Source organism: Duganella sp. S19_KUP01_CR8, assembly GCF_036688705.1.
Taxonomy (GTDB): domain Bacteria; phylum Pseudomonadota; class Gammaproteobacteria; order Burkholderiales; family Burkholderiaceae_D; genus Rugamonas.
The window spans coordinates 24530-46365 of sequence record NZ_JAQQPR010000012.1 but is presented as its reverse complement, the minus strand read 5'-3'; the positions used below and the strand labels follow the sequence as shown (position 1 = coordinate 46365).

At 61.3% G+C, this 21836-nt stretch carries 16 protein-coding genes and 1 tRNA gene; 13 read left to right on the top strand and 4 right to left on the bottom strand.

What is annotated here, in order from left to right:
* The 4 genes from V6M89_RS13725 (at position 1) to V6M89_RS13710 (ending at position 6120) form a co-directional block, all read left to right on the top strand.
* Positions 1–3135 (top strand): efflux RND transporter permease subunit, encoded by a 3135-nt coding sequence (locus V6M89_RS13725; protein ID WP_332853689.1) that lies wholly within the window; start codon positions 1–3, stop codon positions 3133–3135.
* 14 nt (positions 3136–3149) lie between these two features.
* Complete coding sequence (gene adeC / locus V6M89_RS13720) at positions 3150–4586, top strand: AdeC/AdeK/OprM family multidrug efflux complex outer membrane factor (RefSeq protein ID WP_332853688.1); 1437 nt, start codon at positions 3150–3152, stop codon at positions 4584–4586.
* 125 nt (positions 4587–4711) lie between these two features.
* A complete protein-coding gene (locus V6M89_RS13715; protein ID WP_332853687.1) occupies positions 4712–5326 on the top strand; it encodes a TetR/AcrR family transcriptional regulator in 615 nt (204 codons plus the stop codon).
* A gap of 86 nt (positions 5327–5412) precedes the next feature.
* Positions 5413–6120, top strand: a complete 708-nt coding sequence (locus V6M89_RS13710) for a fumarylacetoacetate hydrolase family protein (protein WP_332853686.1) — start codon at positions 5413–5415, stop codon at positions 6118–6120.
* Positions 6121–6125: 5 nt separating this feature from the next.
* On the opposite strand, the gene V6M89_RS13705 is transcribed toward V6M89_RS13710, so the two are convergent.
* Positions 6126–6962, bottom strand: coding sequence for an SIR2 family NAD-dependent protein deacylase (locus V6M89_RS13705; RefSeq protein ID WP_332853685.1), 837 nt, complete (start codon positions 6960–6962; stop codon positions 6126–6128).
* Positions 6963–7060: 98 nt separating this feature from the next.
* On the opposite strand from V6M89_RS13705, the gene V6M89_RS13700 reads away from it, so the two are divergent.
* From V6M89_RS13700 to istB, 3 genes are all read left to right on the top strand, one after another.
* Positions 7061–7137: transfer RNA gene (locus V6M89_RS13700), tRNA-Pro, on the top strand.
* 176 nt (positions 7138–7313) lie between these two features.
* Positions 7314–8822, top strand: coding sequence for an IS21 family transposase (gene istA / locus V6M89_RS13695; RefSeq protein ID WP_332853806.1), 1509 nt, complete (start codon positions 7314–7316; stop codon positions 8820–8822).
* Entirely contained in the window at positions 8815–9618 is an 804-nt protein-coding gene (gene istB, locus V6M89_RS13690; protein WP_332853684.1) for an IS21-like element helper ATPase IstB, read from the top strand. Before istA ends, istB begins: the two co-directional genes overlap by 8 nt.
* Positions 9619–9699: 81 nt before the next feature.
* Here istB and V6M89_RS13685 read toward each other — a convergent pair whose 3' ends face one another.
* Positions 9700–10644, bottom strand: a complete 945-nt coding sequence (locus V6M89_RS13685; RefSeq protein ID WP_332853805.1) for a LysR family transcriptional regulator — start codon at positions 10642–10644, stop codon at positions 9700–9702.
* 131 nt (positions 10645–10775) lie between these two features.
* On the opposite strand from V6M89_RS13685, the gene V6M89_RS13680 reads away from it, so the two are divergent.
* The 4 genes from V6M89_RS13680 (at position 10776) to V6M89_RS13665 (ending at position 13847) form a co-directional block, all read left to right on the top strand.
* A complete protein-coding gene (locus V6M89_RS13680; protein WP_102293749.1) occupies positions 10776–11351 on the top strand; it encodes a YceI family protein in 576 nt (191 codons plus the stop codon).
* 39 nt (positions 11352–11390) lie between these two features.
* Complete coding sequence (locus tag V6M89_RS13675; protein WP_332853683.1) at positions 11391–11999, top strand: FMN-dependent NADH-azoreductase; 609 nt, start codon at positions 11391–11393, stop codon at positions 11997–11999.
* A 28-nt stretch (positions 12000–12027) separates the two neighbouring features.
* A complete protein-coding gene (locus tag V6M89_RS13670) occupies positions 12028–12615 on the top strand; it encodes an NADPH-dependent F420 reductase (protein WP_332853682.1) in 588 nt (195 codons plus the stop codon).
* A 233-nt stretch (positions 12616–12848) separates the two neighbouring features.
* Positions 12849–13847, top strand: a complete 999-nt coding sequence (locus V6M89_RS13665) for a pirin family protein (RefSeq protein WP_332853681.1) — start codon at positions 12849–12851, stop codon at positions 13845–13847.
* 91 nt (positions 13848–13938) lie between these two features.
* Here the strand turns inward: V6M89_RS13665 and V6M89_RS13660 are convergent, their stop codons facing one another.
* Positions 13939–14106, bottom strand: coding sequence for a type II toxin-antitoxin system HicA family toxin (locus V6M89_RS13660; RefSeq protein ID WP_332853680.1), 168 nt, complete (start codon positions 14104–14106; stop codon positions 13939–13941).
* Positions 14107–14533: 427 nt separating this feature from the next.
* Here V6M89_RS13660 and V6M89_RS13655 point away from each other — a divergent pair, with 427 nt between their 5' ends.
* A complete protein-coding gene (locus tag V6M89_RS13655; protein ID WP_332853679.1) occupies positions 14534–17644 on the top strand; it encodes a TonB-dependent receptor in 3111 nt (1036 codons plus the stop codon).
* Between the two features lie 108 nt (positions 17645–17752).
* Positions 17753–19270 carry a tryptophan halogenase family protein gene (locus V6M89_RS13650; RefSeq protein ID WP_332853678.1) on the top strand — a complete coding sequence of 506 codons (1518 nt, stop codon included), beginning with the start codon at positions 17753–17755 and terminating at the stop codon, positions 19268–19270.
* A gap of 83 nt (positions 19271–19353) precedes the next feature.
* Here the strand turns inward: V6M89_RS13650 and V6M89_RS13645 are convergent, their stop codons facing one another.
* Positions 19354–21795 carry a GH92 family glycosyl hydrolase gene (locus V6M89_RS13645; RefSeq protein ID WP_332853677.1) on the bottom strand — a complete coding sequence of 814 codons (2442 nt, stop codon included), beginning with the start codon at positions 21793–21795 and terminating at the stop codon, positions 19354–19356.
* Between the last annotated feature and the right edge of the window lie 41 nt (positions 21796–21836).

The window sequence follows — 21836 nt, the reverse complement described above, 5'->3', positions numbered from 1 at the left end:
ATGTCACGTTTCTTTATTGACCGCCCGATCTTCGCGTGGGTCGTCGCCATCGTCATCATGCTTTCGGGCGTGATCGCGATTCTCGGCCTGCCGGTCGCGCAGTATCCAAGCATCGCACCGCCGTCGATTTCGATCAGCGGCTCGTATCCGGGCGCCTCCGCCAAGACGGTGGAAGACGCCGTCACCCAGGTCATCGAACAGAAAATGAAGGGCATCGACGGCTTGCGCTATATGTCCTCGTCGAGCGACGGCACCGGCGGCATCGGCATCACGCTGACCTTCAAGAGCGGCACCAACCCGGACATCGCCCAGGTGCAGGTGCAGAACAAGCTGCAGCTGGCGACGCCGCTGCTGCCGGCCATCGTCACGCAGCAAGGCCTGGTGGTGGCCAAGGCCACCAAGAACTTCATGATGGTGCTGGGCTTCGTGTCCGAAGACGGCAGCATGAAGCAGGCCGACCTGGGCGACTACGTGGCCGCCAACGTCATCGATCCGCTCAGCCGCGTGGAAGGCGTGGGCGACGTCACGCTGTTCGGCGCCCAGTACGCGATGCGCATCTGGCTCGACCCGGCCAAGCTGCAAAGCTATCAACTGACGCCGGCCGACGTCACCGCCGCCATCACCGCGCAGAACACCGAAGTCTCGGCCGGTGAACTGGGCGGCGCGCCCGCCATGCCGGGCCAGCAGCTCAACGCCACCGTATCCGCGCAGAGCCGCCTGCAGACCGCTGAGCAGTTCGGCGCGATCCTGCTGAAGACCGCCGCCAGCGGCGCCACCGTGCACCTGCGCGACGTGGCCCGCATGGAGCTGGGCAGTGAGAACTACAACGTGCTGGCCCGCTACAACGGCAAGGCCGCCACCGGCGTCGCCATCAAGCTGGCCACCGGCGCCAACGCGCTCGATACCGCCAACGCCGTCAAGGCCCGGGTCGCATCGCTGGAGAAGCAGTTCCCGGCCGGGATGAAGGCGGTGATCGCCTTCGACACCACGCCGTTCGTCAAGCTGTCGATCGAGGAAGTGGTCAAGACGCTGGTGGAAGCGGTGATCCTGGTGTTCCTGGTGATGTACCTGTTCCTGCAAAACTTCCGCGCCACGCTGATCCCGACGATGGCGGTGCCGGTGGTGCTGCTGGGGACCTTCGCGATCCTGTCGGCGCTGGGCTATTCGATCAATACGCTGACCATGTTCGCGGTGGTGCTGGCGATCGGCCTGCTGGTCGATGACGCCATCGTGGTGGTGGAAAACGTCGAGCGCGTGATGACGGAAGAGGGCTTGTCCCCGATCGAAGCGACGCGCAAATCGATGGGCCAGATCAGCGGCGCGCTGGTGGGTATCGCGATGGTGCTGTCGGCGGTGTTCGTGCCGATGGCCTTCTTCAGCGGCTCCACCGGCGTGATCTACCGCCAGTTCTCGGTCACCATCGTTTCGGCGATGGTGCTGTCGGTGCTGGTGGCGATGATCTTCACGCCGGCGCTGTGCGCGACCCTGCTCAAGCCTGTGGCCAAGGGCCATACGGCGATCAACACCGGCTTCTTCGGCTGGTTCAACCGCAGCTTCGACCGCAGCAGCTTGAAGTACCAGGGCTGGGTGGGCGCGCTGCTGAATCGCAGCGGACGTTCGCTGATCATGTACGCGTTGCTGCTGGCGGTGCTGGCCTTCGTGTTCGTGCGCTTGCCGACTTCCTTCCTGCCGGAAGAAGACCAGGGCGTGCTGTTCTCGCAAATCCAGCTGCCGACCGGCGCGACCCAGCAGCGCACGCTGAAGGTGATCGAAAAAGTCGAGCAGCACTTCCTGAACGAAGAGAAGGATTCGGTGGCGTCGGTGTTCGCGGTGGCTGGCTTCAGCTTCAGCGGCAACGGCCAGAACACCGGTATCGCCTTTGTGCGCATGAAGGACTGGTCGGAGCGCAAGAGCGCCGATCAGCGCGTGAAGGCGATCGTCGGCCGCGCCATGGGCAGCTTCTCGCAGATCAAGGATGCGATGGTGTTCGCCTTCGCGCCGCCTGCGGTGCTGGAACTGGGTAACGCCAGCGGCTTCGACTTGCAGCTGCAGGACCAGGGCGGCGTCGGCCACGAAGCGCTGATGGCGGCGCGTAACCAGATGCTGGGCATGGCGTCCAAGAATCCGGTGCTGATGGCGGTGCGTCCGAACGGACAGGAAGATACGCCGCAGTACAAGATCACCGTCGACCAGCAGAAGGCGACCGCGCTGGGCTTGTCCATCGCCGACGTGAACAAGGTGCTGAGCACCGCCTGGGGTAGTGCCTACGTCAACGACTTCGTCGACCGTGGCCGCGTGAAGAAGGTGTACATGCAGGGCCAACCGGATTCGCGCATGTCGCCGGAAGACCTGGGTAAATGGTTTGTCCGTAATGCAGACGGCGAGATGGTGCCTTTTTCGGCTTTCTCGACCGGCAAGTGGATTTATGCGTCGCCGCGCCTTGAGCGCTACAACGGCCTGCCGTCGACCGAGATCCTTGGCATGCCGGCGCCTGGCCAGAGCTCGGGCGCCGCGATGGCGGAAATCGAAAAGATGGCGGCCAAGCTGCCGCCCGGTATCGGCTTCGAGTGGACCGGCCTGTCGACGGAAGAACGCGACTCCGGCTCGCAGACCACGCAGCTGTATGCGATCTCGATCCTGATCGTGTTCCTGTGCCTGGCCGCGTTGTATGAAAGCTGGTCGATCCCGTTCTCGGTGCTGTTGGTGGTGCCGCTGGGTGTGATCGGCACGGTGCTGGCGACGTATGTGTTCAAGCTGTCGAACGACGTGTACTTCCAGGTCGGCTTGCTGACCGTGGTGGGCCTGGCGGCGAAGAACGCGATCCTGATCGTGGAGTTTGCGAAGGAGCTGCAGGAGCAGGGCGTGGAGCTGAAGCAGGCGACCTTGCAGGCCGTGCGTCTGCGACTGCGTCCGATTCTGATGACGTCCATCGCCTTCGGCCTCGGCGTGCTGCCGCTGGCGATCAGCAGCGGCGCCGGTTCCGGCAGCCAGAACGCGATTGGCGTTGGCGTGTTGGGCGGGATGCTGTCGGCTACCTTCCTGGGCATCTTCTTTGTGCCGGTGTTCTTTGTACTGGTGCGCGGTTACTTCAGCAAGAAGGCCGCCGCTCCTGTTGCGGCTTTGGAGGCGCACTGATTGTGGATAAAATCATGAAAAAATCTTTACTCACCATGGCTGCTCTGGCGATGTTGGCCGGTTGCAGTCTGGCGCCGGTGTATGAACGTCCGGCGCAACCGGTGGCGCAAGCCTGGCCTTCCGGCGATGCCTACAAAGGTGTGCCGGCAGCGGCGGCCGACGCCAAGCCGGTATCCGAAATCCAGTGGCGCGAATACTTTGCCGACGAGCGTCTGCGCAAGGTGATCGCGCTGGCGCTGGCCAACAACCGCGACCTGCGCGTATCGGTGCTCAACATCGAGAAGGCCAAGGCGCAGTACAACATCGACAGCGCGGCCTTGTTGCCGAAGCTGTCGGCCAACGCCAGCCAGAGCGCATCACGCACGCCGTCGACCATGACCGGCACCGGCGAGGCGGCCATCAACCGCCAGTACAGCGGCGGGTTGGCGATGGCGTCGTATGAGCTGGACTTCTTCGGCAAGGTGCGCAACCTGTCGAAGGCCGGCTTGCAGACCTACCTCGGCACCGAGGAAGCGCGCCGCGCGCAGCAGATCACGCTGGTGGCCGAGGTGGCCAACGCCTACCTGACGCTGATCGCCGACCAGCAGCGCCTGAAGCTGGCGGCGGAAACGCTGCGCAGCCAGCAGACCTCCTATGACCTGAGCAAGAAGCGCTTCAATTCCGGCGTCACCTCCGGCGTCGATATGTACGAAGCGCAGACCAGCGTGGAATCGGCGCGCAGCGACATGGCGGTCTACACCGCGCAAGTGGCGCTGGACCAGAATGCGCTGACGCTGCTGGTTGGCAGCGGCGTGCCTGCGGACTTGCTGCCCACCGGCGAGCAGGCTGCGGTAACGCAGCTGGCGGCGATACCGGCCGGCTTGCCGTCGGACCTGCTGCAATCCCGTCCCGACGTGCAGGAAGCTGAACGCGCGCTGCGCGCCGCCAACGCCAACATTGGCGTGGCGCGTGCCGCCTTCTTCCCCAGCATATCGCTGACGGCGTCGGGCGGCAGCGCGAGCAGCACCTTGTCCGGCCTGTTCAAGGCGGGATCGTCGACGTGGAGCTTCATCCCTCAGATCAATTTGCCGATCTTCGACGGCGGCGTCAATCGCGCCAACCTGAATATCGCCAAGGCCAATCGCGACATCTCGGTGGCGCAGTACGAGAAGGCGATCCAAGTGGCGTTCCGCGAAGTGGCCGACGCGCTGGCCCAGCGGGGCACGCTGGACGAGCGCATCGCCTCGCAGCAGGCGCTGGTCGATGCGGCCGACAAGAGCTTCCGCATCCACGAGGCGCGCTACCGCAAGGGCGCGGACTCGTACCTGAACGCGCTGGTGTCGCAGCGCGCGCTGTATGCGGCGCAGCAGGGCCTGATCTCGGCGCGGCTGGGCAAATCCAGCAACGCCGTCACCCTGTACAAGGTGCTGGGCGGCGGCTGGCAGCCGGAAGTCGCGCAGCAGCGCGGCTAAGGTGGCCGGGGCGGCAGGCGCAGAGTGTTGCGCGCCAGCCGCCTTCGACTGCTGATAAATTGACAAAAATGGTCCGCTTCGCCACAGTACCGCCTCAGGCAAGTTCGTTACCCAAGGAAGACCCCATGACCGCACCCATCGTAAAACGACGCACCGACCCGGAACGCGCGCAGAACCGGCGCAACCAGGTGCTGGAGGCGGCCGCCGTCTGCTTTGCGCGCAGCGGCTTCCATGGTGCGAGCATGTCCGAGATATCCAAGCAGGCCGGCATGAGCGCTGGCCATATCTACAACTACTTCGACGGCAAGGATGCGATCATCCTGGCCTTTGTCGACCGCGAGGCCGAGTATGTAACGAGCCTGTTGCGCGACCTGGCGACGCGCGACGATCCGTTGGAAGCGATGCTGGAAGATGCGCCCATCCACATCGACGAGTCGCTCGACCCGCAGCCATGGAGTGTGCCGCTGGAGATGTTTGCCGAAGCATCTCGCAATCCGGTCATCGCCGCAAGGCTGCGCGAAAATGAAGAAGTCTCGCGCGTGCAGTTGCGCGCACTGGTCAAGCGTGGGCGCGAACAGCGCAATCTGCCGGTGGACGACGTGCTGCTGGATGGCCGTCTCGATACGCTGATCTCCTATTTCCATGGTCTGACGATACGCGCGCTGTATCGGCCCAATATGAACCGCGCCAGCCTGGTGGACTCCTTCCGTGTCGCCATGCGCGCGCTGCTGATGACCTGATTTGTCTCGTATTGTTTCCGTCCGCTGCACGCGGGCGGAGGCTGTTGTACCATGATCGATCTCCCATTCCAGCCTATCGGAGCATCATGACATCCTACGTAATTCCCGCCCATGACATCGTCGGCCTGCCGGTCGCCGGCACCGCCGATCTGTTCCCTGTACGCCGCGTCTACTGCGTCGGCCGCAACTACGCGGCGCACGCGCGCGAGATGGGCTTCGACCCGGACCGCGAGCCGCCGTTCTTCTTCTGCAAACCGAATGACGCGCAAGCGGTCATTCCGGTGGCGCCGGGTGCGGTGCTGGACCTGCCGTATCCGCAGGTGACGAACAACCTGCACTATGAGTGCGAACTGGTGGTCGCCATCGGCAAGGGCGGCAGCAATATCGCTGTGGAGGACGCGGCCGGGCATATCTTCGGCTACGCGGTAGGGCTGGACATGACGCGCCGCGATCTGCAATTCAAAATGCGCGACGCCGGTCGTCCTTGGGAAATCGGCAAGGCCTTCGACTACTCGGCGCCGGTGGGCTTGATTCATCGCGCGGCCGAAGCGGGCGACATCAACCGCGCTACGATCCAGCTGGAGGTGGATGGCGTGACCAAGCAATCGGCCACCATCGATCATCTGATCTGGTCGATCAGCGAGACCATCGCCAATTTGTCCACACTGTTCGCGCTGGCGCCGGGCGATCTGATTTTCAGCGGCACGCCTGAAGGTGTGGGCGCCGTGGTGCGCGGACAGACGCTGGTGGGCAAGGTGGACGGCCTGTCCGGCATCGCCGTCAAATTGGTGTAAATCGTTTATAGCAGGGCGTCGATCGCCGTCAAGGCGGCGAGGGCGCCCATCGCCAGGCCCACATCGAGCGGGCTGGCGACATCCGGTTCGCGCGGATTGATCCGTATCATGCGGCCGTTGTGATTTCGAAGCACGCGCTCACCGAAGTGGCGCACCGACGGGATCACCGCGCCCGCGCCCAACTCGATCACCAGCGGGCGCTGCGCCGTTTGCAGCAGGCTTTGAAGGCGCGCCTCCTGCATCACCGTGCGGCGTTCGTTCCATCCCCAGTCGCCGAACATCAGGATATTCGGCCGCGCCATGCCACCGCAGTGCGGGCAAAGCGGCGCAGCGTTCAGCAGGCGGCAAGCTTCGATATCGACTTCGGGCACGAAGGCGTCGGCGCTCCAGATATCCGGGCCGCAGGGCTCCATGCATTGCAGGTGATGGATGGAGCCGTGGTATTCGTGGACGGGGTGCGCGTCGAAGCCGGCGCGTTGGAAGTGGCCGTCCACGTTGCTGGTGAATACGCCGTAGCCGGCCGCCATGCCTTCGCCCCAGGCCTTGAGCAGGGCGAAGCCTGCGTGCGGCGTGGTGTTGCGGTAGAGCTGGAGGCGATGGCCGTAGAAGCCCCATGCCAGCGTCGGATCGGAGCGGAAGGTGTAGGGCGTGGCGATGCTGGAAAACTCCATGCGCGCGCGGCCGAGGGCGGGGTAGACCTGCCAGAAGCCTTCGTTGCCACGAAAATCGGGCAGGCCGGAATCGACGCCCATGCCGGCGCCGGCGGCAATGATCAGGGCGTCGGCCTGTTTGACGAGGTCGGCGGCTTGGCTGAGGGCGGTGAGTTCGGCTGGGGAGGGCATGCAGGTATCTTACTCCTGCGCAGGGAAGAGGATGTTGCATCGAAGGTGAAAGCAAACATGACAAATACTTAAAGCCGCTGCTATAATTCCAAATTCGTCGGGGCGTAGCGCAGCCTGGTAGCGTACTTGCATGGGGTGCAAGGGGTCGGAAGTTCGAATCTTCTCGCCCCGACCAATAGAATCAACAGCTTAGGCCAGTCTTCGGACTGGCCTTTGTTGTTTTTGCAAGTCTGTACTGTTGACGCCGACCGAAAACTGACCCACCTATAGGCCTTCTGCCGACTGAAAATTGACCCAGGTGTTCTACTACTCCCGCCTAATTTTTGGGCAGGAGATAAAAAGGTGATCACCATGGAAATGTTAGGCAAAGTTCGACGGATGTACTTGCGCGATAAGCTATCGCTGCACGAAATTTCGAGGCGCACGGGGTTGTCCCGCAATACGCTGCGCAAGTGGGTCAGAGTCCCCGAAGAGAGTGTGGCGCCGCCGCTCTATCAGCGGGAGCAGAAGCCGACCAGGTTGAGTCCCTATCACGCCGTGCTGGAGCAAGCCCTCAAGGCCGACGCGCACCGCATCAAACAGAACCGGCGTAGCGCCAAGGCTTTGTTTGCGCAAATCACGACCAGCGGCTACGCGGGCAGCTATAGCCGCGTCACCGATTTCATCCGCGACTGGCGCGCCACCGAGGGTAAAGCGCCGCATGCATTCCTGCCGCTGTCCTTCGAGCTGGGCGAGACATTCCAGTTCGACTGGAGCGAGGAAGGCCTGGTTATCGGCGGCATCTACCGGCGCATTCAGGTGTCGCACCTCAAGCTATGCGCCAGCCGGGCATTCTGGCTCGCCGCTTACCCGAGCCAGGGCCATGAGATGCTGTTCGACGCGCACACCCGCTCCTTCGCAGCGCTGGGCGGGGTCAGCCGGCGCGGAATCTACGACAACATGAAGACGGCGGTCGACAAGGTCAACAAGGGCAAGGGACGCATCGTCAATGCGCGCTTTGCCTCGATGTGTTCGCACTACCTGTTCGACTCTGACTTCTGCAATCGCGCTTCGGGTTGGGAAAAAGGCGTGGTCGAGAAGAACGTACAGGACAGCCGCCGCCGGATCTGGCTCGATGCGCAGAGTCGCCAATTCTGCTCGTTTGCGGAACTCAATGCCTGGCTGGGCGAGCGCTGCAAGGCGCTATGGAGTGAATTGCGTCACCCGGAATATCCAACCTTGAGCGTAGCCGATATGCTCGAACAGGAGCAAGCGCAGATGATGCCCATGCCCACTCCGTTCGACGGCTATGTTGAGAAGCCGGCGCGCGTGTCGAGCACCTGTCCGGTCACCGTGCACCGCAATCGCTATTCGGTGCCTTGCGAACTGGCCGGGCACATGGTCAGTGTGCGCCTGTATCCAGCGCGTGTGAGCATCATCGCCAGCCATGAGCGGCTGGCCGACCGAGGCTGTGTGCGCTACGACTGGCAGCACTACATCCCGCTGGTCGAACGCAAGCCAGGAGCGCTGCGCAACGGTGGGCCGTTCGCCGACCTGCCGGCGCCACTGATGCAACTCAAGCATGGCCTTATGCGGCATGCAGGCGGCGATCGCCTGATGGCACAGGTGCTGGCCGCCGTACCCACGGCAGGCTTGCCAGCGGTGCTGGTGGCGGTGGAGCTGGTGAACGAGTCCGGCGTACTCAGCGTTGAGCATGTCGAGAACGTGCTGGCGCGGCTCAACGCAACACCGCCGCCGGCGAGCGTAGAAACAAGTCTGCAACTGAAGGAGGCGCCGGTGGCCAATACCAGCCGTTACGACAGCCTGCGCGCCATCGACGACAAAGCGGCGAACAGCGCGCAGGAGGTCGACCATGCATGACGTCGCGAAGGAACTGAAGGACCTGCGCCTGCATGGCATGGTCAGCGCCTGGACGGACTTGCTGGCGCAAGGAGAGGACTCGGTGGCGTCTTCCAAGTGGCTCATCGAACATCTGCTGCGCGCCGAGTATACGGATCGTGCCATGCGTTCGGTCAGCCATCAAATGACGGCGGCGAAGTTCCCTGTCCACCGGGATCTGGCCAGCTTCGACTTCGATTCATCGGAAGTCGATCAGGCACTGGTGCGGCAGCTAGCCACGCTGACATTTACCGATACGGCGCAGAACGCCGTGCTGATTGGCGGACCCGGAACCGGCAAAACCCACCTTGCCACTGCCATCGCGGTATCGGGCATCGCTTCGAAGGGCAAGCGGGTCCGGTTCTACTCGACAGTCGACCTGGTCAACCTGCTGGAGCGGGAAAAGCGTGAAGGCAAGGCGGGACGTATCGCTTTGTCTCTGATGCGCATGGACCTCGTGATCCTCGACGAGCTCGGCTATCTTCCGTTCAGTCAAGCCGGTGGCGCCTTGCTGTTCCACCTGCTGTCGAAGCTCTACGAGCACACCAGCGTCATCATCACAACCAACCTTAGCTTCGCCGAATGGTCGAGCGTGTTCGGCGATGCAAAGATGACCACGGCGCTGCTGGACCGACTGACTCACCACTGTCATATCGTCGAAACAGGGAACGAATCTTTCCGTTTCCAGCAAAGCAGCATGGATGCCAAAGGGCGCATCAAGGCCAGGGAGCAAAGGTGCAAGGGTGGGAAAGGAGCATCCCCGGAGGGGCCGTTCTAAAAATTGCGCTGCAGTTGATGTGAGTAATGGTATAAATCGTTTAAATAAATAATTGCGGCGCAGTAAAGAGAGGGCAATTCGCTATTTTGTACACTTATCCACAACTGCTGTTTCAAAACTCGGCGACTGTCCTGCTGACCAGCCCTTAAGATGGTCAATAAACCACCGTCCAGCAGGCCCTGGAGGAGCAGCTGCTTGATGCACAGCGGACATTGCCAATGGATAGCCGGAACGTGGCATGTCGTCTACTTCCAACACGATCAATGCCCCGATATCTATGTCTTGCTCTACTAAGTGAAGCGGCATGCTGCCCCACCCCACTGAGTCCTTCAGAAAAGCGTATTTGGTCGAAAGGTCGGCCAATCTCCACGTGGATGGCGACATCACACCATAGTCTCGCCCCGCCGATAGCTCTGACCTGTCCGTCAAAACTAATTGCACGTACTTTGCAAGCTCGGACTTAGGAATTCGTCCACTGAACTGTGCAAGAGGATGCTCTTTCGAGGCGACGACTACTAGAGGTATTTCCCCTAATCGTTCACTGACAAGTGAGGGGAATACGCCAGGAAGTGCGCCCAAAATACCGAGACTGCAGCGTCCGTCCAGGATAGGCTGATAGCCGGCTCCAAGTCCTTCTACAAAAAGCCGCAGCGGCGTGAATGGAAACTTTTCCGCAAATGCTTTCACGGTCGCACTGACGGCATGGGTCGGAAAGAAGACGTCCACAACAACAGAGAGCTCAGCTTCAAGCCCAGCCGCCATCAATTTAGCCCTGGCCTTTAGTGTATTCACTCCCGAAACGATGTGGCGAGCATCGGCCAATAACAGAACGCCTTCGGCGGTTAGTTTCGGGAACCGACCAGTGCGATCGAACAGCACCACTCCGATCTGCTCCTCCAGAGAGCTGACCCAGCCGCTAACCGCAGACTGGACCCGGTTTAGCTTTCTGGCTGCCGCCGAAAAACTGCCTTCATCCACAGCAGCGATAAAGGTTCTAAGTTGGTCTAACGACACACCGTCCAGCATAGTCACTCCCAATCCATCCCAAAAATAGATGGTTCACATCTCAATATATCATCTTTTCTAATCTTCCAATGCCGCGCATCATGAGTCTCATTGCAAACCCCGTTCCCTATCATTTTCTAAAGGAGATTTTCATGCGTACTACTCTTATCGCTGCCGCTCTGGCCAGCTCGGCTCTACTCAGCACCGCTCATGCCGAGGTGGCGACCTACACCATTGACCCAACACATACCTTCGTGACTTTCGAAGTACCGCACTTTGGGACATCGACAAATCGAGGTCGTTTCGACAAGAAGCAGGGGACCATCGTCCTCGACAAGGCAGCAAAAACGGGCAAGGTCGAGTTGACACTCGAGACCGCATCCATCAACACCGGCACGGTGCCATTCGATAAGCATCTGCAAAGCGACAACTTCTTCGATTCCGCCAAGTTCCCAGAGGCGAAGTTTGTTGCAAACAATTTCAGCTTCTCAGGCGATAAAGTCAGCGAAGTCGTCGGGCAACTTACCCTCTTGGGAAAAACGCGTCCGGTGATGCTGAAGTCGAGCAACTTCAACTGCTACATAAACCCCATGCTCAAGCGCGAAGTGTGCGGTGGCGATTTCGAAACCACTATCCAGCGCAGCCAATGGGGCATGGGTTGGGGTGTAGACATGGGCATCCCCGACAGTGTGAAGCTCGCAGTGCAAGTCGAAGCGGTCAAACAGTAATCCATTCGATAAATTATTTACCTAAAGCCGAGGCAAACTATGCATATCCTTCATCTTGATTCCAGCGTACTTGGCGCCGCTTCCGTGAGCCGCCAACTCTCCGCCGGTATCGTCGCCCGCTATCATGCGCAGTATCCGGACCTCACCATCGTTTCGAGAGACCTCGCATCCGACCCGGCCTTGCACCTTTCCGGGGCGCACATGGCTGCTTTCCAGGGAGCCGTTGTGGATGACGCTACCATGATGGCAGACCTTATTAAAGGCAATTCCTACATGGATGAACTGTTCGCGGCGGACGTCATCGTAATCGGCGCACCGATGTACAACCTGTCGATTCCTACATCGCTGAAGGCGTGGATCGACCGCATCGCAATCGCCGGCAAGACCTTTCAATACACGGCGACAGGCCCTGAGGGTTTGTTGAAGAACAAGCGTGCTTTCATCGCGTCGGCGCGTGGAGGTGTCTATTCGGCTGGTAGTCCCGCCGCAGCGTTGGAACACCAAGAGAGTTACCTCATCGGGCTGTTGGCCTTCTTGGGGATCACGGACGTGACAGTTGTACGCGCAGAAGGCATCGCCTTTGGTCCAGAGGCCAAAGAAGCTGCCGTATCCCAAGCATTGAAAGATATCGCAGCAATCCCTGCATAAAAATCTCATAACTCTTTAGGAAATTATCATGACCTATTCCATCATCGGTTCCGGCAACGTTGGTACAGCATTGGCCCGTCAATTCGCCCGCAATGGCATCCCAGTTGGCATCGCCAACACCCGTGGCCCGGACTCTCTGGCCGAGCTCGCAAGCGAACTTGGAAGCAACGTAACGGCATTAAGCCTGCAAGATGCAATCAAGGCTGATTTCATCATTCTGGCCGTGCCATTTCTCGCACACACATCAGTAGCGTCTGCAGCCTTGAATTGGGCTGGCAAGACCATTGTCGATGCTATGAACACCTATGGTGTGCCACCAGAAGTGCTTGCGGGCAGAGCCTCAAGCGATATCGTTGCAGCGGCATTCCCTGGCGCCAACGTAGTCAAAACGCTGAATCAATTGCCGGCAAAACTCCTTGCTTCACCGCCTGCCGAAGGTAGTGGTCGTCGCGTTATGTTTGTCGCAGGCAACGATGCCAACGCTACCGCAGCAGCTGTCCAGTTGGTAGCGGACCTCGGCTTCGCGCCCATCATGCTGGGAAAGCTTAACGAAGGCGGTGTTTTGCTCGAGAAAGGCGGCCCGTTGGTCCTTCAGAACCTGGTCAAATTGGGGTAAGGCTACTCAACAGGAGCCTTGGGGCATCGAGGCTCCTGTCCACCGAGTTAAATGCGGCATTGACGATTCGGTTGGCGCGGGAGAGCGCTTTTTGCGATTCCGCGAGCGCCTAATGCCTATAGACTTCGCCAAGCGGAACCTCTATGGGACGCCTACAAAGGCAAGCGCCGAGCTCCACTTCTTCAAATTAACTTGCGGCCAATTCTCTGCGCAGCGCCCTTCGAATGCTCAAAATGACTTCCACAATCCTAAAAATTGAACCCCTTGGGTCGCCATGGAAAACGATTGACCCCTTCCTAATCTGCGCGTACCACGTGGACAACTACCCATCCGGGAACGACGACCTCGGGCCTGATACGGCTCACCCCAATAGCTCCATGGACGGGGATTCAGACGGTACGGCCAATTGGAGTATGTACTACGGCCGTAAAGTTCCAGGTTTTCCGGCGCATCCACACCGGGGCTTCGAGACAATCACCATTCTGCGCAAGGGCGTGGTGGACCACGCTGACTCGAGGGGCAATAGCGCACGCTATGCAGCGGGCGATGTCCAGTGGCTAACTGCCGGAAGAGGTATCAATCATTCTGAAATGTTTCCGCTACTGAACCGCGAAGCGCCGAATCCTCTTGAGCTTTTTCAGATATGGCTCAATCTGCCCGCCCGCAGCAAGATGGTGGCGCCGGACTTCAAGATGCTCTGGGCCGAGAATATTCCGGTCTACCAAATTCAGGACAAAATTGGCTGTGTTGAAATTCGGTGCATTGTTGGGAGTCCTGGCGAAGAGTTCCCTAAGTCTCCCCCAACGCCACCCAACGATTCCTGGGCATGCGCGCCAGACTCTGACTTGGCAATTTGGACCATCAAACTGTCTCCTCACGCAAAATGGACGCTGCCGCCGGCGTCGGGGAGTGGCACACGTAGGCAGCTGTTTTACTTCATGGGCGAGGGCATGTTGATGGGCGGGCATCAGGTTGACGCGTTGACCTCAGTCGAGGTGTCTTGCGACGAACCGATGGAATTAATCAATGGTTCAGAGGTAAGCGAGCTTCTCATGTTGCAGGGAAGGCCCATTGGCGAACTGGTTATCCAAGATGGTCCCTTTGTGATGAATTCGGCCTACGAAATTAGTCAGGCATATGAAGATTATCGGCAAACGCAATTCGGTGGATGGGGCTGGCCAAGCAAAGACCCTGTTCATGATAAAGACAGGTCCCGGTTTGAGTCTCGCTAGTCGCAATATTTGGTACACCTATCCACAGCTGCTACTCAAAAATGTAGCGTCCCGCCCTGGGTCATATTTGGATCGGCGCCTTGGGTCAATATTAGATCGGCGCCAACACGCCTTCGACAAGCCCGGTTTTAAGTTCTTTCGCCGGGTGTCTTGGCAGAAAGCTGGTCTTGCCGTTCAGTGTGACTTTCACGTGGTTGGTCCCATCATCGAAAGTCGCGCCGCACTGCTTGAGCCATCTGACAAACTCGCTCTGTTTCACCGCACCTCCGGTGGTCGATTTAGTGAGTGAAGTGTAAGCATAATTGATTACATCTGTGTCGCCCGGATAAAAGTTGTCGCTATAAAGTGGATTTTTGAGTCTGTAGTGCGAGGCCCGGGGAAGCCTTGCCACCGTGCGTGGCGAGCCACCGAATCTCGCCCCCGGCGTCGCCCGGCAGTCGACTATCGCCCTCCCACCTCTCTTGTTTCCTAAACAACGCTAAACTTCGTGCAAACTTTGAAAGTTTGTAGAGCCACCATCGCTTCTTCTGTATAAATCTTTCTGGTTGGAATGCGGTCCCCATCGATATGCAAGCGGCTTTTGAGCCGTTTAGGAAATCATCAGGGCTCGTGTTGCAATGCGGTAGCCTGCTGCCGCCAAATAATAAATACAGCCCCTCGTAGGGCACACGACCAGGAGACAGCACATGACGTTAAAAACCCCTCACGCTGCGCGCCAGCGCCGCTGGACCAAGACGCCGATCGCCACGGCCTTGAGCCTCGGCCTGATGACCCTATCCAGCGCCCACGCGCAAACCGCGTCCGCCGATAAACCGGCCGAAAAAACCGCCGACGGCAAGCCGATCGACTCCGTGGTCGTCACCGGCTACCGCTACGCGATCGAGAAAAGCCTCGACCAGAAGCGCAACGCCAACGCCATCGTCGATGTGGTCACCGCCGAAGACATCGGCAAGTTCCCCGACAAGAACGTGGCCGACGCGCTGCAGCGCGTGCCTGGCGTGATCATCGACCGCAGCGGCGGCGAGGGCAAGAACGTCAGCGTCCGCGGCCTGTCGTCGGAACTGACCCTGACCCAGTTGAACGGCAACTACATCGCCACGGCCGAGTCCAACGGCGATCCGACCCGCTCCTTCAACTACATGCTGATGCCGGCCAACATGCTGTCCAGCGCCGAACTGTTCAAGACGCCGGAAGCGCGCATCGACGAAGGCGGCATCGGCGGCACGGTGATCCTGCACACCCGCCGTCCGCTGGAAGTGAAGTCGGGCACCGGCTTCGTTTCCGCCGAAGGCACCTGGGCCGACACCAGCAAGAAGACCGACGGCCAGTTCTCCGGCCAGTACGCCTGGCACGATGAGAGCAACCGTTTCGGCGTGCTGGTCGGCTACACGCAACAGAAACGCACCACCCGCACCATGGGCGCCAGCACCGAAAACTGGCAATGGTATGGCGACGATTACGACGCCCATCCGGCCACCGACGTCAACGGCAAGCCGTCCAATATGAACAGCTACTGGTGGGGCCAGTCCGGCTTCAAGGACCAGAGCGGCAAGAAATACACCAATTTCATGATGCCGACCTCGGTCAACTTCGACGTCAAGACCGAGGACCGCGAGCGCAAGGGCGGCCAGTTGACCCTGCAAGCCAAGCCGGTCCGCAACCTGACCGTGACCGGTAACTACTTCCGCTTCGACCTGTCGCAGAACTCGCAGACCAACACGCTGAAGATTCCTGAGTGGAATCTGGCCCGCTACGACGGCGACGGCAACTGGGCCGGCGGCCGCATGCTCGACGGCCTGACCTTCGACCGCAGCGGCACCATCGTCACCGGCGCGCAATACAGCGCGCATGCCGGCAAGACCTACTACTGCAGCGGCGACCAGGCCAAGGCTGGCGGCCTGACCAACACCGGCGGCTTCGGTCCGGACGATTGCACCATTCCAACGCCGCAGATCACCGGCAGCTACAACCGCGAAAAAGCGCTGTCGCAAACCGCCGACATCGAAGTCGAATGGCACGGCACGTCGCTGGACGCCACCTTCAAGGGCGGCCGTACCTGGGCCGGCGGCGGCCCGGAGCTGCAATTCGGCATGCCGATCAAGCCGCGCCTGCAAAACGCGGACGGCAGCTGGACCCTCGGCAACTACGCCAGCGCCTGGAGCACGGCCGGCAAGCCGACCATGACCTTCTCGCCGGAACTGATGGCCAACCTGCAGAAGGGCATAGGCGAGATCGACCTCGGTTCGACCAGCTCGTCGTGGACCCACAACAGCACCGAGCAGAAATATGCCCAGGCCGATTTCACCTGGCACACCGACACCACCTGGCTGGACTCGCTGCAATTCGGCGGCAAGTACCGTGACGGCGGCACCCACCGCAGCACCGGCAACAACTATTGGGTGTGCAAGGGTGCCGATCCGACCAACTACGACAAGCGCTACCAGGCCGGCTGCGATTCCACCGCCAACAAGTTCCAGCCGCAGTTCCTGTACAGCCAGTCGCTGGACAACCTGGCGGGCGGCATCAGCGCCAGCGCTTTCCCGGCGATTAACTATCCGGCCTACATCGCCTATCTGAACCAGACCTACGGCGCTATGCAGACCCGCAACGAAGACAACTTCGTCTACAACGTCAACGAGAAGATCGCCTCGACGTACTTGCAGGCCAACATCAAGACCGACCGTCTGCGTGGTAACGTCGGCTTGCGCGTGGTGCGCACCAAGCAGCATGCCGATTCGACCGACCGCGTCGACAACTACAACGACTACTTCTTCAACGGCGCCAATGGCAGCCCGGCGCCTTGCCAGGCGGGCGGCGCTCCAGCCGTCGGCGCACCTGCCGGCTCCGGTTGCACCAGCGGCTTCACCAGGCTGCCGGACAGCACCGCGCGCAACTCGTCGTTCGTGCTCAGTTCGCTCGACCGCAGCTACACCGACGTGCTGCCTAGCCTCAACCTGGCCTACGATGTGCGCAAGGACTTGCTGCTGCGCGTGGCGGCGTCCAAGGTGGTGTCGCGGCCGAGCTATGGCGACATCGCGTCGCCGGGCGGCTTGCAGTACTACAGCCAGGAATACGTCAACGACCGCCGTTTGATCGGTGGCGGCGACAAGCAGGGCTGGTTCGGCGAAGGCAGCAACAAGCAGCTGGATCCGTACAAGGCTACCCAGCTCGATATCGGCCTGGAGTGGTACTTCCACCGCGGTTCCGTGGTTGGCGCCGACCTGTTCCGCAAGAACGTCAGCAACTTCTCGGTGCCGGTGGTGCGCGACGTGACCATGAATGTCGGCGGCCAGACCGTGACGGTGCAGAACTACTCGACCACGGCCGGTGGCCGTAACGGGGTGTCGCAGGGTATCGAGACGTACGTGCAGCACACGCTCGATTCCGGCCTCGGCTTCCAGGTCAACTACACGTACAACAAGACCAACCAGGCGGCCATCACCCTTGGCGACGGCACCGAAATCGGCAAGTCGCCGCTGGTCGGCAGCGCAAAGAACCAGGCCAATGTCACTGTGTTCTACGAAACCGACAAGTATCTGCTGCGCGCTTCGTACAACCGTCGCGGCGAAGTTGTGAACGGCCTGGTCAACGGCTTGAACGTGTATTCGGATCCTTACAGCCAGATCGACGTGAACGTGGCCTACAACCTGACCAAGGAACTGAGCCTGACCGCTTCGGTGCTGAACCTGACCAAGGAAGAGACCAGTTCCCACCTGGGTAGCGACACCAAGGATCGCTTCTACTCCAACGGTTACACCGGCCGCATCGCGTACTTTGGCTTGAACTACAAGTTCTGATATCTTCCTCCCGCCCCCTTGCGCCCGCTGGCGTGAGGGGAGGTTCCCGTCGGCGTTGCCTGTTTTGGCAACCGCCGACTTTTTTGCTTCTGCAAGGGATAGCGAAAAATGATAAACAACCGTATCAAGCGCGTGGTGGTGGTCGGCGGCGGCAGCGCCGGCTGGATGGCGGCTGCGGCGCTGGCCACCTATTTGGGCAAGCAGGCTTCGGTACGCCTGATCGAGTCCGAGGAAATCGGCATCGTCGGCGTCGGTGAAGCCAGCGTTCCGCACATCCGCATGTTCAACAGTCAGATGCTGGGCATCGATGAAACCGAGTTCGTCAAACGGACCCAAGGCACGGTCAAGCTCGGCATCGAGTTCAAGGACTGGTCGCGCATCGGCGACAGCTACATCCACGGCTTTGGCGTCATCGGCCGTTCGCTGGGGCCGCTGCCGTTCCACCAGTTCTGGCTGAAGCTGTTCCAGTCCGGCCGCGCGGCGGAGATCGGCGATTACTCGTTGCAGACCGTGATGGCGCCACAGGGCAAGTTCGTGCCCGGCGATGGGAATGCGCCGCCTAATTCGCCGCTGGCTGACATCGCCTACGCCTACCACTTCGACGCCAGCCTGTACGCGCGCTTCCTGCGCGAGCTGTCGGAGCAGCGTGGCGTGCAGCGCATCGAAGGCAAGATCGTCGGCGTGAATCAGCGCGCCGATGACGGCTTTGTCGAATCGGTGAGGATGGAAAATGGCGAAGTGGTCGAAGGCGAATTGTTCATCGATTGCTCGGGTTTCCGTGGACTGCTAATCGAGCAGACGCTCAAGACCGGCTACGTGGACTGGACGCACTGGCTGCCGTGCGACCGCGCGATGGCGGTGCCCAGCGAGCGCGTCGATCCGATCACGCCGTACACGCGCGCCACCGCGCGCGAGGCGGGCTGGCAGTGGCGCATTCCGCTGCAGCACCGCACTGGCAATGGCTATGTGTATTCGAGCCGTTACCTCGGCGACGACGAGGCCGCCGCGACGCTGTTGGCCAACCTGGACAGCAAGCCGCTGGGCGAGCCGCGCCCGCTGCGCTTCACGCCGGGCATGCGCAAGAAATTCTGGAACAAGAATGTGGTGGCGCTGGGATTGGCCAGTGGTTTTTTGGAACCGCTGGAGTCGACCAGCATCTATATGGTCCAGTCGGGCATTAGCCGCTTGTTGGCGTTGTTCCCTGGCCGCGATTTCAATCCCTTGCTGGCAGAGCGGTTCAACCGCGAATCAGCGTTTGAGTACGAGCGGGTTCGCGATTTCCTGATCCTGCATTATCACGCGACCGAGCGTAACGACACGCCGTTCTGGGATTACTGCCGCACCATGTCCGTTCCGGACAGTTTGAAGGAGGCGATGGAGTTGTTCCGCAGTGACGGGCGCTACTTCCGCAACGGCGAGGATTTCTTCGCGCTGCCTAGTTGGGTGCAGGTGATGCTGGGGCAGCGCATCATACCGCAGAGTTACCACCCGATCGTGGACGATATGCCGGAAGAGAAGTTGGTGCAATACGTCGAGGGCATGCGCGCGACGTTAGCGCAGGCTGTTGCGGCTATGCCGACGCATGGGGAGTGGATCAACCGGTATTGGAAGGCGCCGGCGCCGTAACTCGTCATTCCCGCGCAGGCGGGAATCCATACTTCGCCTATGACCACGCGACGTATGGGTTCCCGCCTACGCGGGAACGACGGTTACGGTCGCTGCGGCTCGCGCAGATCGGCGGGCAGGGCATCCGCTTGTGTGCCCCAGGTTTGGGCGGCGGCATCGCTGCCCAGCTTCATCTGGATCTGACCACCGGCATTGAGCTGCTCCCAGTCCAGCCAAACCTGCGGCCGTGGCTGGCCGTTCCAGCGCACCTGCTCGATCGCCATCGGCGCCTTGCCGCTGGCCGCGTTGCTGTTGATGCGCAGGGTCTTGCCGTTGCCTACATCAATCTCGGCGCTGGCAAATTTCGGCGCGTGCAGCAGGAAGTGTCCGCTGCCCGGCATCGACGGATACAGACCCAGCACGCTGAATACATACCAAGCCGACATGGTGCCCAGGTCGTCGTTGCCTGTTACGCCGTTCGGCGCGTTGGTGAACAGCGTTTCGGCCGCGCGCAACACGGTGCTGGTCTTCCACGGCTGGCCGACCAGCGTGTACATCCACGGCGCGTGCAGGTCAGGCTCGTTGTTCGGGTTGTAGCGATACTGGCTGTAGTAGTTGTACGGCCCCATCACCCAATCCTTGCGCACCGCCTCGTAGGGGTTCTTGCGCAAGGCGTCGTAGGCGAAGAAGGCGTCGAGCCGGCGCGCGGTTTGCGCGCGTCCGCCCATGGCCGCCACCATGCCGCCCACGTCCTGCTGCACCAGCCATTGATACTGCCACGCCGTGCCTTCGTGGAAGCCGTGCTCGGAACGCGGGCTGTAGCTGCCGTCAAGTTCTGCAAACCATTTGCCATCGGTCATACGCGCGCGTGGGAAGCCCTTGAAGCCGAGTTCCTTGTCGTTCGCCGCTTCGTCCCACACCTTGTGCCAGTTGCCGGCGCGCTTGCGCAACAACGCTGCGTCGTCGTGCTTGCCCAGCGCTTCGGCCATGTAGGCCAGCGCGCCATCGGCCTGCGCATATTCCAGCGTGGCGGAGCCGCCGTGGTGTGGATCGACATCCATGCCCTTGGCGCGGAAGGCGCGGTCGTACTGCACGTAGCCGTTATCCAGGTAGCTCGGATTGCCGGCCCGGCCTTCACTGCGGCTGCCGAATGGCGGCGTGCCGAAGGCGTTCTCGCGCAGCGCCGTGTAGGCGCGCTGCTCCTGGCCTTTCAGCGCGCCGAAGCGCCACAGGTCGACCAGGAAAGGCGTCACCGGGTCGCCCGTCATCACGTTCGATTCGAAGTTGGCGTAGCCCCAGCGTGGCAGCCAGCCGCCTTGCTCGCGGGTCTTCAGCACCGAATCGGCGATATCGCGCGCGCGTTCTGGGCGCAGCAACGCCAGCAACTGGTTGTGGGCGCGGTAGGTGTCCCACAGCGAGAAGAACTCGTAGTAGGTGGCGCCGTTGGCGTTGTGCAGGGCGTCGTCGTAGCCACGATAGCGGCCGTCGGCGTCATTGCCGGTCAAGGGCTGCAGCAGCGCGTGATAGAGGGCGGTGTAGAACACCGTGCGCTGGTCCTTGTCGGCGCCGCCGATGCGCACCGTGTTCAGTTCCTGCTGCCAGGCGCGCTGCGAGGCCTCGCGCATCGCATCGAAGCTGCGCGGCTGCGTGCCTGCGTAGGCGTCGGCATGCAGGTTGCGGCGCGCGCCTTCGGCATCGACGTGGGAGATGGCGCTGATGGCTGTAACGGCCTTGCCGTCTTTCAGGTCGAAGGTGAACCATGCGCCGTGCGGACGGCTGTCGCCTTGTTGGCTCAGGCCGCGCGTGCCGGCTGCGCCGCCGGCATCGCTCCACACGCCGTGCGTGCTGAAGGGACGGTCGAACTCCATGCGGAACCAGGTGGCGTATTGGGCGCCGCCGCAAAAACTCTTGGTGACGATCTTGCCTTCGATGGCGCGGTCGCCCACCACCTGCAAGGTGCTGCCGACCACCGAATGGCGTTCGTTGGCCTGGCCGACGTTGACCAGCACATGGCCTTGGCGGACGTTGTCCGCGAACGTGTAGCGCTCGGCGCCGGCGCGCGTGAGCGCCGTGGTTTCGGCGACGATGCCGTCGTAGTCGGTGAGCTTGATCTTGAAGTAGCCGGCCGTGCCGACTTCGCCGTCATGGGTGTAGCTGGACGCGTACTTCTTCTGGTCGAAGCTGGCCGGCTTGGTGGTGTCGAACTTGGCGCCGGGGCCGATGTCGCCGGTCACCGGCAGCACCGACAACTGGCCGCCCTGTTCCCAGCAGCCCGCGCCGGACAGGAAGAAGTGGCCGAAGCCGCGGATCTTCGGGTCTAGGTAGCGCCAGCCGGCGTAATGCTCGCCGATCGGGCTCAGTTGCAGCATGCCGAAAGGGGCGGAGGCGCCGGGGAAGGTGTTGCCGTCGTCCTGGGTGCCGATGAAGGTATTGACCGGGAAGCCCGGTTCCGGTGCGGGCGCGGGTGCGGCGGCGGTGGCCCAGATGCTGGTCATGGCCAGCGCGATGCTGAGCGCGAGCTGGCCGGTGGTGCGGTGTTGCGTCATTGAGCGTCTCCAGTTGGTATTGTTGTTCTGTTGTTTATAGC

Bases quoted from the DNA above. Each gene is read 5' to 3' on its own strand.
- V6M89_RS13710 (WP_332853686.1), top strand. From the start codon at position 5,413: ATGACATCCTACGTAATTCCCGCCCATGACATCGTCGGCCTGCCGGTC.
- V6M89_RS13665 (WP_332853681.1), top strand. From the start codon at position 12,849: ATGACTTCCACAATCCTAAAAATTGAACCCCTTGGGTCGCCATGGAAA.
- V6M89_RS13670 (WP_332853682.1), top strand. From the start codon at position 12,028: ATGACCTATTCCATCATCGGTTCCGGCAACGTTGGTACAGCATTGGCC.
- V6M89_RS13655 (WP_332853679.1), top strand. From the start codon at position 14,534: ATGACGTTAAAAACCCCTCACGCTGCGCGCCAGCGCCGCTGGACCAAG.
- V6M89_RS13680 (WP_102293749.1), top strand. From the start codon at position 10,776: ATGCGTACTACTCTTATCGCTGCCGCTCTGGCCAGCTCGGCTCTACTC.
- V6M89_RS13725 (WP_332853689.1), top strand. From the start codon at position 1: ATGTCACGTTTCTTTATTGACCGCCCGATCTTCGCGTGGGTCGTCGCC.
- V6M89_RS13715 (WP_332853687.1), top strand. From the start codon at position 4,712: ATGACCGCACCCATCGTAAAACGACGCACCGACCCGGAACGCGCGCAG.
- V6M89_RS13685 (WP_332853805.1), bottom strand. From the start codon at position 10,644: ATGCTGGACGGTGTGTCGTTAGACCAACTTAGAACCTTTATCGCTGCT.
- istA (WP_332853806.1), top strand. From the start codon at position 7,314: ATGGAAATGTTAGGCAAAGTTCGACGGATGTACTTGCGCGATAAGCTA.
- V6M89_RS13705 (WP_332853685.1), bottom strand. From the start codon at position 6,962: ATGCCCTCCCCAGCCGAACTCACCGCCCTCAGCCAAGCCGCCGACCTC.
- V6M89_RS13645 (WP_332853677.1), bottom strand. From the start codon at position 21,795: ATGACGCAACACCGCACCACCGGCCAGCTCGCGCTCAGCATCGCGCTG.
- adeC (WP_332853688.1), top strand. From the start codon at position 3,150: ATGAAAAAATCTTTACTCACCATGGCTGCTCTGGCGATGTTGGCCGGT.
- V6M89_RS13675 (WP_332853683.1), top strand. From the start codon at position 11,391: ATGCATATCCTTCATCTTGATTCCAGCGTACTTGGCGCCGCTTCCGTG.
- V6M89_RS13650 (WP_332853678.1), top strand. From the start codon at position 17,753: ATGATAAACAACCGTATCAAGCGCGTGGTGGTGGTCGGCGGCGGCAGC.
- istB (WP_332853684.1), top strand. From the start codon at position 8,815: ATGCATGACGTCGCGAAGGAACTGAAGGACCTGCGCCTGCATGGCATG.